The organism is Streptomyces sp. NPDC051822, from assembly GCF_044452745.1.
In the GTDB taxonomy this organism is placed as follows: domain Bacteria; phylum Actinomycetota; class Actinomycetes; order Streptomycetales; family Streptomycetaceae; genus Streptomyces.
This window is the reverse complement of the sequence record NZ_JBITBZ010000009.1, coordinates 45735-59563: the sequence shown is the minus strand read 5'-3', so window position 1 is coordinate 59563 and position 13829 is coordinate 45735. Positions and strand designations below refer to the sequence as shown.

At 70.5% G+C, this 13829-nt stretch carries 12 protein-coding genes and 1 tRNA gene; 9 read left to right on the top strand and 4 right to left on the bottom strand.

Features of this window, described 5'->3' with window-relative positions:
- Nucleotides 1-64 precede the first annotated feature (64 nt).
- From eno to ACIA8N_RS25390, 6 genes are all read left to right on the top strand, one after another.
- Entirely contained in the window at nucleotides 65-1351 is a 1287-nt protein-coding gene (gene eno, locus ACIA8N_RS25415) for a phosphopyruvate hydratase (RefSeq protein WP_365778657.1), read from the top strand.
- Nucleotides 1352-1460: 109 nt separating this feature from the next.
- Nucleotides 1461-1931 carry a septum formation initiator family protein gene (locus ACIA8N_RS25410; protein WP_365778659.1) on the top strand — a complete coding sequence of 157 codons (471 nt, stop codon included), beginning with the start codon at nucleotides 1461-1463 and terminating at the stop codon, nucleotides 1929-1931.
- Between the two features lie 30 nt (nucleotides 1932-1961).
- Nucleotides 1962-2525: a DUF501 domain-containing protein gene (locus tag ACIA8N_RS25405; protein ID WP_365778661.1), complete on the top strand. Its 564-nt coding sequence runs from the start codon at nucleotides 1962-1964 to the stop codon at nucleotides 2523-2525.
- Entirely contained in the window at nucleotides 2522-3436 is a 915-nt protein-coding gene (locus tag ACIA8N_RS25400; protein ID WP_365778663.1) for a Ppx/GppA phosphatase family protein, read from the top strand. Before ACIA8N_RS25405 ends, ACIA8N_RS25400 begins: the two co-directional genes overlap by 4 nt.
- 379 nt (nucleotides 3437-3815) lie before the next feature.
- Complete coding sequence (locus tag ACIA8N_RS25395; protein ID WP_365778665.1) at nucleotides 3816-5195, top strand: NAD(P)/FAD-dependent oxidoreductase; 1380 nt, start codon at nucleotides 3816-3818, stop codon at nucleotides 5193-5195.
- Between the two features lie 181 nt (nucleotides 5196-5376).
- Nucleotides 5377-6684 (top strand): cyclopropane-fatty-acyl-phospholipid synthase family protein, encoded by a 1308-nt coding sequence (locus ACIA8N_RS25390; protein ID WP_365778667.1) that lies wholly within the window; start codon nucleotides 5377-5379, stop codon nucleotides 6682-6684.
- 59 nt (nucleotides 6685-6743) lie between these two features.
- Here ACIA8N_RS25390 and ACIA8N_RS25385 read toward each other — a convergent pair whose 3' ends face one another.
- Nucleotides 6744-9275, bottom strand: coding sequence for an FtsX-like permease family protein (locus ACIA8N_RS25385; RefSeq protein WP_365778669.1), 2532 nt, complete (start codon nucleotides 9273-9275; stop codon nucleotides 6744-6746).
- An 84-nt stretch (nucleotides 9276-9359) separates the two neighbouring features.
- A complete protein-coding gene (locus ACIA8N_RS25380) occupies nucleotides 9360-10130 on the bottom strand; it encodes an ABC transporter ATP-binding protein (protein ID WP_030546408.1) in 771 nt (256 codons plus the stop codon).
- A 373-nt stretch (nucleotides 10131-10503) separates the two neighbouring features.
- On the opposite strand from ACIA8N_RS25380, the gene ACIA8N_RS25375 reads away from it, so the two are divergent.
- Both ACIA8N_RS25375 and ACIA8N_RS25370 read left to right on the top strand, forming a co-directional pair.
- Nucleotides 10504-10588 (top strand) — tRNA-Leu (locus ACIA8N_RS25375).
- Nucleotides 10589-10756: 168 nt separating this feature from the next.
- Nucleotides 10757-11662 (top strand): Bax inhibitor-1/YccA family protein, encoded by a 906-nt coding sequence (locus ACIA8N_RS25370; RefSeq protein WP_365778671.1) that lies wholly within the window; start codon nucleotides 10757-10759, stop codon nucleotides 11660-11662.
- A 72-nt stretch (nucleotides 11663-11734) separates the two neighbouring features.
- Here the strand turns inward: ACIA8N_RS25370 and ACIA8N_RS25365 are convergent, their stop codons facing one another.
- Nucleotides 11735-11965, bottom strand: coding sequence for a DUF4287 domain-containing protein (locus tag ACIA8N_RS25365; protein ID WP_365778673.1), 231 nt, complete (start codon nucleotides 11963-11965; stop codon nucleotides 11735-11737).
- Between the two features lie 108 nt (nucleotides 11966-12073).
- Between ACIA8N_RS25365 and ACIA8N_RS25360 the strand changes: the two genes are divergently transcribed.
- On the top strand, nucleotides 12074-12403 hold the full coding sequence (locus ACIA8N_RS25360; RefSeq protein ID WP_365778675.1) for a hypothetical protein: 330 nt from the start codon (nucleotides 12074-12076) through the stop codon (nucleotides 12401-12403).
- A 99-nt stretch (nucleotides 12404-12502) separates the two neighbouring features.
- On the opposite strand, the gene ACIA8N_RS25355 is transcribed toward ACIA8N_RS25360, so the two are convergent.
- On the bottom strand, nucleotides 12503-13345 hold the full coding sequence (locus ACIA8N_RS25355) for a hypothetical protein (RefSeq protein WP_365778785.1): 843 nt from the start codon (nucleotides 13343-13345) through the stop codon (nucleotides 12503-12505).
- Nucleotides 13346-13829 lie beyond the last annotated feature (484 nt).

Below are 13829 nucleotides of genomic sequence, written 5' to 3'. Positions count from 1 at the left end.
TCGCAAGGCCGAGCGACCCTGCACCGGCCATGCGTCACATCCAGCGTCACATCCCAAAAAGGAGATGCTCGTGCCGTCCATCGACGTCGTCGTAGCCCGGGAAATCCTGGACTCCCGAGGCAACCCCACGGTCGAGGTCGAGGTCGGCCTCGACGACGGCAGCACCGGCCGTGCTGCTGTTCCGTCCGGCGCCTCCACCGGTGCGTTCGAGGCCATCGAGCTTCGCGACGGTGACCCGAACCGCTACCTGGGCAAGGGTGTCGAGAAGGCCGTCCTCGCCGTCATCGAGCAGATCGGCCCGGAGCTCGTCGGCTACGACGCCACCGAGCAGCGCCTGATCGACCAGGCCATGTTCGACCTGGACGCCACCGAGAACAAGGGCTCCCTCGGCGCCAACGCCATCCTCGGCGTCTCGCTCGCCGTGGCCCACGCCGCGTCCGAGGCCTCGGACCTCCCGCTCTTCCGCTACCTCGGCGGCCCGAACGCGCACCTGCTGCCCGTTCCGATGATGAACATCCTCAACGGTGGGTCGCACGCCGACTCCAACGTGGACATCCAGGAGTTCATGATCGCCCCGATCGGCGCGGAGTCCTTCTCCGAGGCCCTTCGCTGGGGTGCGGAGATCTACCACACCCTCAAGGCCGTCCTGAAGCGCAAGGGCCTCTCCACCGGCCTCGGTGACGAGGGCGGCTTCGCCCCGAACCTGGAGTCGAACCGCGCCGCCCTGGACCTCATCATCGAGGCCATCAAGGAGGCCGGTTACGCGCCGGGCACCGACGTCGCGCTCGCGCTCGACGTCGCCGCGTCCGAGTTCTACAAGGACGGCTCGTACGAGTTCGAGGGCAAGTCCCGCTCGGCCGCCGAGATGACCGAGTACTACGAGGAGCTCGTCTCCGCGTACCCGATGGTCTCCATCGAGGACCCGCTGTACGAGGACGACTGGGCGGGCTGGAAGGTCCTCACCGACAAGCTGGGCGCCAAGGTCCAGATCGTCGGCGACGACCTCTTCGTCACCAACCCGGAGCGCCTCGCCCGCGGCATCGAGGAGGGCACCGCGAACGCCCTCCTGGTCAAGGTCAACCAGATCGGCTCGCTGACCGAGACCCTCGACGCCGTCGAGATGGCCCAGCGCAACGGCTTCAAGTGCATGATGTCCCACCGCTCCGGCGAGACGGAGGACGTCACCATCGCCGACCTCGCGGTCGCCGTGAACTGCGGCCAGATCAAGACCGGCGCCCCGGCCCGCTCGGACCGCGTCGCCAAGTACAACCAGCTGCTGCGCATCGAGGAGATCCTCGACGACGCCGCGGTCTACGCCGGCCGCAGCGCCTTCCCGCGCTTCAAGGCCTGAGGCACCGCTGAGAGCTGACACCTCTCTGTAGTGCAGCTTCCGGACGTCCCCGTACTCGGTCCCGTACCGTGTGCGGGGACGTACGCGTGAACAGGGGAGGCGACACGACATGGCCGCGAAGGACCGGGACCGGTTCTCGACCGCGACCCGGATCAGGCTGCTCGGCGAGCAGACCGCCGCCCGTGTCTACCGCTCCCAGACCCGCCGCCAGGCGCGCCGCTCGCGGCTCACCGGCCGCGCGGCCTTCCTCGCCCTGGTCGTCTGCTCCCTCGTCGTGGCGCTCGCCTATCCCATGCGGAGCTACGTCTCCCAGCAGGGCGAGATCGCCGAGCAGGAGCGCAGGGCCGCCGAGGCCGCCCGGCGGGTCGAGGAACTGAAGGACGAGAAGGCCCGTCTCCAGGACCCGGCCTACGTCCGCCGCCTCGCCCGCGAGCACCTGCACTACGTGCTGCCCGGCGAGTCCGGCTTCACCGTGAACGACCCCGACGCGGAGCAGCGGCCCCGCGGCGAACAGGGCGCGGCGGACCGCCCCTGGTACGACAACCTCTGGGACGGCGTCGACCACGCCGACCGTCCGTAAGCCCGTAACGAACTGACGAGCAAGGCAGACATGGAAACGCCCCCTCCGCAGACCGAACGCACCGAGCCCACCGAGGCGGACATCGCGGCCTTCGAGCAGCAGCTCGGCCGGCCGCCCCGCGGCCTGCGCGCCATCGCGCACCGCTGCCCGTGCGGCAACCCGGACGTCGTCGAGACCGCGCCGCGGCTGCCCGACGGCACCCCGTTCCCGACCACGTACTACCTGACCTGTCCCCGGGCGGCCTCGGCCATCGGCACCCTGGAGGCCAACGGGGTCATGAAGGAGATGCAGGGCCGGCTCGCCACCGACCCGGAGCTCGCCGCCGCCTACCGGGCCGCGCACGAGGACTACATCGCCCGCCGTGACGCCATCGAGGTCCTGGAGGGCTTCCCGAGCGCCGGCGGCATGCCGGACCGGGTCAAGTGCCTGCACGTCCTCGTCGGCCACTCGCTCGCGGCCGGTCCCGGCGTGAACCCGTTCGGCGACGAGGCCCTCGCGATGCTGCCGGAGTGGTGGGCGAAGGGCCCGTGCGTCACGCCGTGCGCGGACAAGGACAAGGACAAGGACAAGGACAAGGAAGAGGAGGCGAAGTGACCCGGGTCGCCGGAATCGACTGCGGTACGAACTCCATCCGCCTCCTCGTCGCCGACGTCCACCCGGACACGGGCGAGCTCGTCGAGCTGGACCGGCGGATGACGATCGTCCGGCTCGGCCAGGGCGTCGACAAGACGGGCCGGCTCGCTCCCGAGGCCCTGGAGCGCACGTTCGCGGCCTGCCGCGAGTACGCCGGGGTCATCAGGGAGCTGGGCGCCGAGCGGCTGCGCTTCGTCGCCACCTCCGCCTCCCGCGACGCCGAGAACCGCGCGGACTTCGTGAGCGGGGTCGTGGAGATCCTGGGCGTCGAGCCCGAGGTCATCACCGGCGACCAGGAGGCCGAGTTCTCCTTCACCGGGGCAACGGGCGAGCTGCACGGCACGGAGACGTACCTCGTCGTGGACATCGGCGGCGGCTCCACCGAGTTCGTCACCGGCAACAGGCACGTCGAGGCGGCCCGCTCCGTCGACATCGGCTGCGTCCGGCTGACCGAGCGGCACGTCCGGCACGACCCGCCGACGGCCGAGGAGGCCGAGGCGATCCGCGCCGACGTGCGGGCCGCGCTCGACCTGGCCGCGGAGACCGTGCCGCTCACCACCGCCGGGACCCTCGTCGGCCTCGCCGGCTCGGTCACCACCGTCGCGGCCATCGCCCTCGGGCTCCCCGAGTACGACTCCGAGAAGATCCACCACGCCCGGATCTCCGCCGCCCAGGTCGCCGAGGTCACCGACCGGCTGCTCGCCTCGACGCACGCCGAGCGGGCCGCTATCCCGGTCATACACCCGGGCCGGGTGGACGTGATCATCGCCGGAGCGCTCGTCCTGCGGGAGATCGTGGAGCGGGTCGGAGCCTCCGAGGTCGTCGTCAGCGAGCACGACATCCTCGATGGGATCGCCCTATCCGTCGCATAGTGGGCGCCTATCGGGCCTCCCGGCGACGCCCCGTCGGGAAAGTTCGTGAAGTTCTTCACAAGGAAAAGCGCCCTGATGGCACCCGAAGGGGGCTTGAGGGGGGTCTTCAGCCCCTCCGAGGGGCGCCGCGGGGCCCTTTCGCAGGCGCGGGGCCGATTCGCTCGATGTTTCCATCGTGTGAACGGGCCCCGCGGTTCAGCGTTACCGAGGGCTCTCCTGGCCAGTTCACAAGGGGTGAACAACGTTCGCCCTTGCATCCCGGTTCCTTTGCAGCACCATGACATGGATCACGTGGGCGGCGGAGTGTAGCAGAGGTGTCCGAAGACCTTGTGAAGGGGCGCACGAGCACCCCCCTCTGGAGGGGTGGATACTCGATCTCATGAGCACCACGGAGCGTCCCAGGATCCTCGTAGTAGGCGGCGGGTACGTAGGCCTGTACGCAGCTCGGCGCATCCTCAAGAAGATGCGCTACGCGGAGGCGACCGTCACGGTCGTCGACCCGCGGTCGTACATGACCTACCAGCCCTTCCTCCCCGAAGCCGCCGCCGGCAGCATCTCGCCGCGCCACGTCGTCGTCCCGCTGCGACGCGTCGTGCGCGGAGCCGAGGTGCTCACCGGCCGGGTCACCACCATCGACCAGGACCGCAAGGTCGCCACGATCTCGCCGCTCGTCGGCGAGGCGTACGAGCTGCCTTTCGACTACCTGGTCATCGCGATGGGCGCCGTCTCCCGCACCTTCCCGATCCCCGGCCTCGCCGAGCAGGGCATCGGCATGAAGGGCATCGAGGAGGCCATCGGCCTGCGCAACCACGTCCTGGAGCAGCTGGACAAGGCTGACTCCACCACGGACGAGGAGGTCCGCCGCAAGGCGCTGACCTTCGTCTTCGTCGGCGGCGGCTTCGCCGGCGCGGAGACCATCGGCGAGGTCGAGGACCTGGCCCGTGACGCCGCGAAGTACTACCAGAACGTGTCGCGCGAGGACATGCGCTTCGTCCTGGTCGACGCGGCCGACAAGATCCTCCCCGAGGTGGGCCCCAAGCTCGGCCAGTACGGCAAGGAGCACCTCGAGGGCCGTGGCATCGAGATCTACCTCGAGACGTCCATGGACTCCTGCGTCGACGGCCACGTCGTGCTGAAGAACGGCCTCGAGGTCGACTCCAACACGATCGTCTGGACCGCCGGCGTGAAGCCGAACCCGGCGCTCTCCCGCTTCGGTCTGCCGCTCGGCCCCCGCGGCCACGTGGACTGCAACGAGAAGCTCCAGATCAACGGTCTCGACTACGCGTGGGCCGCCGGCGACAACGCCCAGGTCCCGGACATGGTCGGCCGCAAGGCCGGCAACCCGAACGCCTGGTGCCCGCCGAACGCCCAGCACGCGCTGCGCCAGGCCAAGGTCCTCGGCGACAACGTGGTGGCCGGTATGCGCGGCTTCCCGCAGAAGGAGTACAGCCACGCCAACAAGGGCGCGGTGGCCGGACTCGGTCTGCACAAGGGCGTCGCGATGATCGTCATGGGCAAGGTGAAGATCAAGCTCAAGGGCCGTCTCGCCTGGTACATGCACCGTGGCTACCACGGCATGGCGATGCCGACCTGGAACCGCAAGATCCGCGTCTTCGCCGACTGGACCCTCGCGATGTTCCTCAAGCGCGAGGTCGTCTCCCTGGGTGCCATGGAGACCCCGCGCGAGGAGTTCTACGAGGCGGCCAAGCCCGCCCCCGCGCCGGCCGTCCCGGCGCAGGAGAAGGCCAAGGCCTCCTAGCGCGCCCGCAGCACCCGCAGTACACGCAAGGCCGTAAAAGGGCCGTCCGCCATCCGTGGTGCGGACGGCCCTTCGCGTGTTTTGCCGACTGATTGCGCTGCGGCGGGAGTGGAAACACCTACGGACGGTGTTCCCTTGGTGACGAGCATGTCTGGGGCACGACATCACGGAGGTGTGCACCATGGCCGACGCCGCGTCGCGGCTGACGACTCTCGCCGAGGAACTGCTCGGCGGACCGCTCCCGGTCCGGCTGCGGGCCTGGGACGGCAGCGAGGCCGGACCAGTGGGCGGGCCCGTCCTGATCGTCCGCGACCGCCGCGCCCTGCGGAGGATGATCTGGAAGCCCGGCGAACTGGGCCTGGCCCGCGCCTGGGTGGCCGGGGAGCTCGACGTCGAGGGAGACCTCTACCAGCTCCTGGACAGCCTGTCCGGCCTCCTGTGGGAGCGCACCGAGGACACCAGGGGCCTGCTGGAGTCCGTACGCGATCCGGCGCTGCGGGCCGCCGCCCGCTCCCTGCTGCGACTCGCCGGGCCGCTGCCGCCGCCGGCGCCGCCGGCCGAGGAGATCCGGGGCCGGAGCGGCAGCCGGCACAGCAAGCGCCGGGACAAGCAGGCGATCAGTCACCACTACGACGTGGGCAACGACTTCTACCGGCTCGTCCTCGGCCCCTCGATGGTCTACAGCTGCGCCTACTGGGCCTCGTACGGTGCCGACGCGACCCTGGAGGACGCCCAGCGGGACAAGCTGGACCTCATCGCCCGCAAGCTGAACCTCAAGGAGGGCGACCGGCTCCTCGACGTGGGCTGCGGCTGGGGTTCCATGGCCGTCCACGCCGCCCGCGAGTACGGCGCCAGGGTCGTCGGCGTCACCCTCTCCCGCGAGCAGGCCGCCTACGCCCGCAAGCGGATCGCCGAGGAGGGCCTGACCGACCTGGTCGAGATCCGGGTCCAGGACTACCGGGACGTCGACGACGGCCCGTACGACGCGATCTCCTCGATCGGCATGGCCGAGCACGTGGGGGCCGTGAAGTACCGGGAGTACGCCGACACGCTGTACGGGCTCCTCAGGCCCGGCGGACGGCTCCTCAACCACCAGATCTCCCGCCGCCCCGAACCCGACGAGGAGGCGTACGAGGTCGATCCCTTCATCGACGCGTACGTCTTCCCCGACGGCGAACTCGCCCCCATGGGGCGCACGTTGAGCACCCTGGAGGACGCCGGGTTCGAGGTGAGGGACGTGGAGGCGATCCGCGAGCACTACGCGCTCACCCTGCGCCGCTGGGTCGCCAACCTGGAGGCGGACTGGGAGCGGGCGGTCCGGCTGACCTCGCCCGGACGGGCGCGGATCTGGCGCCTCTACATGGCGGCGTCCGCCGTCTCCTTCGAGCGCAACCGGATCGGCGTCAACCAGTTCCTCGCCGTGAAGACCCCGGTGTCGGGGAAGAGCGGGACGGCGCTGCGGCCGCGCGTCTGGAACGAGCGGCCCTGACATACGCCCGAGGGCCGGGTTCCCGCAGGAACCCGGCCCTCGTCGCTCTTCGCCGGTCGTCACTCGGCCTTGATGGCGGCCAGCATGTTCAGCTTCGCCGCGCTGCGGGCCGGCCACAGGGAGGCGAGGACGCCGACCAGTCCGGCCAGGACCAGGAAGATCCCGATCCGGTCCCAGGGCAGGACCAGGGTGTAGCCCGGGAGGCTGCTCTTGAAGGTCTCGCCGATCGCCCAGCCGAGGAACGAGCCGAGGCCGATGCCGACGATCGCGCCGAACACCGAGATGACGACGGCCTCCAGACGGACCATCCGCTTCACCCGGCGCCGGTCGAGACCGATCGCCCGCAGCATGCCGATCTCCTGCTGACGCTCGAAGACGGACATCGCGAGGGTGTTGACGACACCGAGGACGGCGATGATCAGGGCCATGCCGAGCAGGCCGTACATGATGTTGAGCATCAGGTTGATCTGGCCGCCGAACTCGTCACGGATGTCCTTCTTGTCGAGTACCGTGATCGCCGGGTTGTCGCCCATGGCCTTGGCGAGGGCCTTCTCGTTGGCCGTGGTGGGGCCGCCGTCGGTCGAGACGAAGATCTGGCCGATGTACGCCTGCTGCTCGTGCGCGTCGAGGAGCTTCTTGTCGATGAGCACCGGCGAGACGAACTCGCTCTGCTCGTAGATCGCGCCGACGGTCAGGGTGGCCTTCTGCTTGTCCATGTAGGCGACGGGGACCGTGGCGCCGACCTTCAGGCCGCGCTTCGCCGCGGTCTTGTCGTCGACGGCGATCTGCCCCTTGCCGAGGGAGCCGAGGGAGCCGTTCACGACGTTCAGGCTGAGGACCTGCTCGATGTCGCCGGGGGTGACGCCGGAGGCGGAGACGTACGAGTCCTTGATCTCCAGGGCGCCGGCCTGCTGCGGGGAGACGGCGGTGACGCCGGGCGCCTTCCGCAGGGCGGCGAGCGCGTCGTTGCTGAGGCCCTGGCCGCCGCCCGCCATGGTCACCATGTAGTCGGCCTTGATCTGGTCGACCGTCATCTTGTCGAGGGCCGTGCCCGCGCTCACGCCGAGTACGGAGAGGCCGGTGACCAGGGTGAGGCCGATGGCCAGCGCGGAGGCCGTGGCGCCGGTGCGGCGCGGGTTGCGGACCGCGTTCAGGCCGGCGAGCCTGCCGGAGACGCCGAAGGCCTTCACGAAGAACGGCCGGATCACGGCGATCACGGGCCGGGACAGGAACGGGATCAGGACGATCACGCCGATGAGGGTGACGAAGGCACCGCCCGCGATGAGCAGCCGGCCGTCGTCGCCGCCCTGACCCGCGCCGAGCACGATGAGCACGGCGCCGATCGCGGTGAGGGCCGCGCCGATCGAGTTCCGTACGACGAGGGACTTGGTGTCGGGGGTCGCGTGGACGCTGTTCATGGCCGCGACCGGCGGGATCTTCGCGGCGCGGCGGCCGGGCAGCCAGGCGGCGAGCATGGTGATCAGGACGCCGACGCCGAAGGCCGAGAGGACCGGGGTGGCTTCGAGGACCAGCGGGCCGTCCGGCACCTTCAGCTCGAAGGCGGCCATCGTGGAGCGGAGACCGACCGCGAGGCCGATGCCGAGCAGGTAGCCGACGGCGGAGGCGACCAGGCCGACCAGGGCGGCCTCGGCGAGGACGGAACGGGTGATCTGCCTGCGCGAGGCGCCGACCGCGCGCATCAGGGCCAGTTCCTTCGTGCGCTGGGCGACCAGCATCGTGAAGGTGTTGGAGATCAGGAAGACGCCGACGAAGAGCGCGATGCCGGCGAAGCCGAGCAGCATCTGGTTGAAGGCGCCGAGTCCGCTCTCGATGTCCTTGGCCTGCTGGTCGGCGAGGGCCTGGCCGGTCTGGGCGGTGGCGGCCTTCGGGACGACCTTCAGGACCTCGTCGAGGAGCTTGTCCGCGTCGGTGCCGGGGGCGGTGACGGTCAGGTTCTGGAAGTACCCGGGCTTCAGGTAGAGCTTCTGGGCGACCGGGGTGTCGAAGAGGACGAGGCTGCCGCCCGCGCTGACGGCGCCGTCCTCGGTCGTGAAGACACCGGAGAGGGTGTACTCCGCGACCGGGCCGTTGGTGGCCACGCGGACGGTGTCGCCGACCTTGTAGCCGCCCTTGTCGGCGGTGTCCTTGTCCAGGGCGATCTGGCCGGCCGCCGCGGGGCCGGTGCCCGTGGTGAAGGCGTACGCGCCGTCCTTGCCGTCCTTGCCGGGGGCGAAGTTGGTGCCCTTGTTGGCCCAGCCGAGGCCGATCAGCCTGCCGTCCTTGTCGGGCACGCCGGCGAAGCCGTCGACGCGGGCGGAGACGGAGGTGACTCCGTCGAGTGCGGCGACCTTGCCGACGACGGCCTCGGAGAGACCGGGCGTCTTGCGGGCCTCCTCGGGGTCCGGGTGCATCTCGACGGCGACGGCGACGTCGTCGTAGCTCTTCGCGGACTGGCCGCGCAGGGCCTGGGAGAGGGTGTCGGTGAAGACGAGGGTGCCGGAGACGAAGGCCACGCCGAGCATCACGGCGAGGACGGTCATCAGCAGTCTCGCCTTGTGCGCGAGGACGTTGCGCAGGGCGGTACGGAACATGGGTGTGTCCTGGAGGAGGGTGGGGCGGGACGGAGGGTCGGGGGTCGCGCGCGGGGGTGTCGTGTCGGTGCACCCCCTCCGGCGTCAGCTCGTACGGCCCTTGGCGTCGAAGGCCTTCATGCGGTCGAGCACGCCGTCCGCCGTCGGGTGCAGCATCTCGTCGACGATCCGGCCGTCGGCGAGGAAGATCACGCGGTCCGCGTAGGAGGCGGCCACCGGGTCGTGGGTGACCATGACGACGGTCTGGCCCAGCTCCCGTACCGAGTTGCGCAGGAAGCCGAGGACCTCGGCGCCCGAGCGGGAGTCCAGGTTTCCGGTCGGCTCGTCACCGAAGATGATCTCCGGGCGCGAGGCGAGGGCGCGGGCCACGGCCACACGCTGCTGCTGGCCGCCGGAGAGCTCGGTCGGGCGGTGGCTGAGCCGGGCGGAGAGACCGAGCATGTCGATGACCTGCTGGACCCACTGCTTGTCGGCCTTGCGGCCCGCGATGTCCATGGGGAGCGTGATGTTCTCCAGGGCCGTCAGCGTCGGCAGCAGGTTGAAGGCCTGGAAGATGAAGCCGATCTTGTCCCGGCGGAGCTGGGTGAGCTGCTTGTCCTTCAGGGTGGACAGTTCCGTCTCGCCGATCCGGACGGAGCCGGAGGAGAAGGAGTCCAGGCCGGCGACGCAGTGCATGAGCGTCGACTTGCCGGAGCCCGAGGGGCCCATGATCGCGGTGAACTCGCCCTGGCGGAAGTCCACGCTGACCCGGTCGAGGGCGACCACCTGGGTCTCGCCCTGTCCGTAGATCTTCGACAGATCCGAGGCGCGGGCGGCCACCGCGGTGGCACGGGACACGGTGGGGGTGGTGGTCACGAGGGACTCCTGTCACTGCGGGGCTGTTGCGGGAACCCCTCCATCGTGTCGAGCGTTCCGGCCCGGGACGTCCGTCCACGTGCCCGTTCCCGGGGCAGTCTCGAGTCTGACCGGAGGGCCGCTCCGTCCTCCTGAGGTATGACGGGGGCCCTGAGAGCGGCTTCGCGCCGACCTGACACTCGTGCGACGACTTTTCGTCATTCCAGGGGGTGCGGCTTTGCGCCTGCGACCCCTGTCACAGTTCGGCGAAAACGCCCCCACCTGCACTGACGCACCCTCAGGCGTCAATAAAATAAGACAACATCGGGACGATGTTCCGCTGAACGAGGGACGCGCCCCGATAGGCTCATGTGCCAACGCGGAGCTTCGCGACGCCCGGATGGTGGAATGCAGACACGGCGAGCTTAAACCTCGCTGGCCTTCGGGCCGTACCGGTTCGAGTCCGGTTCCGGGCACCACCCGGGCCCCAGGCGAGAGCCTGCGGCCCGGCGAAGCCGTCCCCTCCTCCCCCTCCCTCCTCCGCAGCAGGTCGGAAAAGATCCTCCCCGAGCACTAGAGAGTTTCTTTTGCCTACCCATTACTCTTGACGAGAGGCCGCGCACATGCGGCCGCCATGGAGGAGTGAGATGAGGAGCAGCAACCCGGTCTTCTCGCGACGGGGGTTCAGCCGCGACAACGGCACCGCGGGCTTCAACGGCCAGCAGCCGCAGGCCGGGGGCCCCGCCGTAGGAACCGCCAACCCGTACGCCACCGGCAACCCGTACGCCGAGGGCGCGACGAACCCGTACGCGACCAACCCGTACGCCCCGCAGGACACGCAGCAGGCCGCCCCCCAGCAGGCCCGCGGCAACGTGATGACGATCGACGACGTCGTGAGCCGTACGGCCATGACGCTCGGCACGGTCGTGCTCACCGCCACCCTGTCCTGGTTCCTGCTGCCGGTCGACCCGGCCAACCTGGGCAAGTCCTACGGCATCGCCATCGGCGCCGCCCTGGTCGCCCTCGTGCTGGCGCTCGTGCAGTCCTTCAAGCGCAAGGCCTCGCCCGCGCTGATCCTGGGCTACGCGGCCTTCGAGGGTGTCTTCCTCGGAGTGATCTCGGCCGCCGTCTCGACGTACATCGCCGACGGCGTGGTCATTCAGGCGGTCCTGGGCACGATGGCGGTCTTCGCCGGTGTCCTGATCGCCTACAAGCTCGGCTGGATCCGCGTCAACCGACGCTTCTACGGCTTCGTGATGGCCGCCGCGATGGGCTTCATGCTCCTCATGGTCGCCAACCTGCTGTTCTCCGTCTTCGCGGGCGGCGACGGCCTCGGCTTCCGCAGCGGCGGTCTCGGCATCGTCTTCGGTGTCGTCGGCGTCATCCTGGGCGCCTGCTTCCTCGCCCTCGACTTCAAGCAGGTCGAGGACGGCGTGACCTACGGCGCGCCGCGCGAGGAGGCCTGGCTGGCCGCCTTCGGTCTCACCATGACCCTGGTGTGGATCTACCTGGAGATGCTGCGTCTGCTGTCGATCCTGCAGGGCGACGACTGACGCGTCACCGCGTGAAGGAGGGCCCGTCCGGCTTCGTGCCGGGCGGGCCCTTCCGCGTGTGCGGCGCGCGGCTCAGAGCAGTCTGCGGGCCGCCCGCCGCAGGTCGTACTCGTGGAGGATGGCCTTCGCGTGGCCGTACGTGAGGTCGTGCGCCCCGCGGAGCCAGTTCACCCGCTCCTCGAAGCGGAGGAGGGACGGGCCCTCCTCGACGGTGCGCATCCAGTCGCCGATCTCACGACCGGTGCGGCGTGGGATCCGGGCCAGCATGTTGCGGTGGGTCTCTTCGGAGAATGTGTGGGACATCGGCGCCTCCGGACGCGTCGTACCGTGTGCTCCTCGTACTCGTCCCGCCACCGTGCCCAAGGCGCGGGCCGTTGGCAAGGGGCCGGGGACGGCGCGTAGGGTCACAGGGTGCGCGATACGAGTGAACTGACCGCCGCCGTCGAGCGCCTCGCCGACCGGCTGCGGGCCGCCCCGCAGAGCCGCCTCCAGCGTGGCGCGGCGGCCGAGGGCCTCGGCCTCGCCCGGGAGCTCGCGGTCCGCGCGCAGCGCGCCGAGGACCCGGAACGGGAGCCGGTGGTCATGCCGGACGCCGGGGTCTTCACCGTGGCCGACCAGCTGGTCGTCGCCGGGAACGATCTGGCCGAAATCCTGCGAACGGCCCCCTCGGACTCCCACGGAGGGGAACTGAGTGAGGCCGTGAGGCTGGTACGCGAGGCGACGGAGCGCGCGGGTCTCTAGCCGCGCGTCGTCGGTCGCCTCTCGGGCGTCTGCCAGGCGTCTGTCGGTCGTCTGGCGGGGCCCGGGGGCCCGTCGCCGCCCCGTCGGGGCAGCCCGGGGCTACAGGGAGGCGATGACGCGGTCCGCCAGGATGTAGACGTTCTCCTCGTCGGACTCGCCGTACGAGAAGGTGAGGGCGAAGGCGCCCGAGACGCCCGAGCCGCCGAGCAGCACCGGCGTACGACCGGCGCGCAGGGCCTCCGCGAGGCGCTCCGCGGTCTCGCGGTGCCCCGGGGTCATGCAGAGCGTCGTGCCGTCCGCGAAGACGTACACGTCGAGCGTGCCGAGCGGGCCCGGGCGGACGTCGGTCAGCTCCGTGCGGGTGTCCGCCAGCTCCTCGAGGCGGGCCACCGTCCGCTCGTGGTCGGTGACGACGGGCGTCTGCACCGGCACGAAGTCCGGGTGCGAGGGGTGCCGGCGGCGGGCCGCCGCCAGCTCCGCCGAGTCCTCCGGGTACTCGTCGAGGGCGTCGAACGAGTTGAGGGCGTCGAGCGGGTCGGGACCGTCGAGCGAGACCGCCTCCGCCTCCATGGCCTCCAGGGCCATCGCCTCGAGGCCCGCGAAGTCGGCCTGGCGGGGCACGAAGAAGGTGCCGTCGTCGGCCGGGCCGCCGAGGCCGCCGAGCAGGGAGGGGGCGTCGGCCGCGTCCCTGGCCTCCTGCGCGGCCCAGAAGGCCCGCGCCTCGGCGAGCTCGCGCTCGCGCTCCTCGGCCAGCGCCTCCGCGACCGCGGCCCGTATCTCTGCGGCGGGCGTGGCGCGGGCTGCGGGAACGGTGACGCCGTGTCCGGCCGCCAGTTCGTTCCGCAGGGCTGTGACCTGCTTGCGGAGACCGTGGACGGCGTGCAGGGCGGCAGCGCCCACGGCCGTGGCAGCGGCCGTGGTCAGCAGCAGGGCAAGAGGCATGGTGCTCACTGACGTACTCCCGATTCCGAGTCGATCCCCCGACTTCCTACATCAGCTTGTCCTGAGCCGGGGCCCGCTGTCAGTGCATTACGTCACGAATTGGACAGGTATTTCTGCCAGGTGTTTAGTCCCAAAACGGCTCTGACCTGGGAAAACAATCTCCCCCGGGATGTAGGTCACATCCTGGGGGAGATTCGGTCACGGCTCGGACGCGGGACGGTTGACGCCGGGGGCGCCAGGAGAGGCGCCCGATCGGCTCAGCCGCCGGCTCGGCCCGGCCCGTGGTTCAGCTCAGGCGCTCGCATCTTCTGGTCGCGCTGAGCTTCGCCACCGCTGCGGGCAGGTGCCGCCTTCGTGCCTCAGGCGGCCCCTACCCTCCGCTCCGGCTCAGCTCAGGCGCTCGCATCTTCTGGTCGCGCTGAGCTTCGCCACCGCTGCGGGCAGGTGCCGCCTTCGTGCCTCAGGCGGCCCCTACCCTCCGCTC

What these genes read in the sequence shown, in the direction of transcription:
- eno (WP_365778657.1), top strand. Translation starts at nt 65, where the DNA reads ATGCTCGTGCCGTCCATCGACGTCGTCGTAGCCCGGGAAATCCTGGAC.
- ACIA8N_RS25410 (WP_365778659.1), top strand. Translation starts at nt 1,461, where the DNA reads ATGGCCGCGAAGGACCGGGACCGGTTCTCGACCGCGACCCGGATCAGG.
- ACIA8N_RS25405 (WP_365778661.1), top strand. Translation starts at nt 1,962, where the DNA reads ATGGAAACGCCCCCTCCGCAGACCGAACGCACCGAGCCCACCGAGGCG.
- ACIA8N_RS25395 (WP_365778665.1), top strand. Translation starts at nt 3,816, where the DNA reads ATGAGCACCACGGAGCGTCCCAGGATCCTCGTAGTAGGCGGCGGGTAC.
- ACIA8N_RS25390 (WP_365778667.1), top strand. Translation starts at nt 5,377, where the DNA reads ATGGCCGACGCCGCGTCGCGGCTGACGACTCTCGCCGAGGAACTGCTC.
- ACIA8N_RS25385 (WP_365778669.1), bottom strand. Translation starts at nt 9,275, where the DNA reads ATGTTCCGTACCGCCCTGCGCAACGTCCTCGCGCACAAGGCGAGACTG.
- ACIA8N_RS25370 (WP_365778671.1), top strand. Translation starts at nt 10,757, where the DNA reads ATGAGGAGCAGCAACCCGGTCTTCTCGCGACGGGGGTTCAGCCGCGAC.
- ACIA8N_RS25365 (WP_365778673.1), bottom strand. Translation starts at nt 11,965, where the DNA reads ATGTCCCACACATTCTCCGAAGAGACCCACCGCAACATGCTGGCCCGG.
- ACIA8N_RS25355 (WP_365778785.1), bottom strand. Translation starts at nt 13,345, where the DNA reads ATGCCTCTTGCCCTGCTGCTGACCACGGCCGCTGCCACGGCCGTGGGC.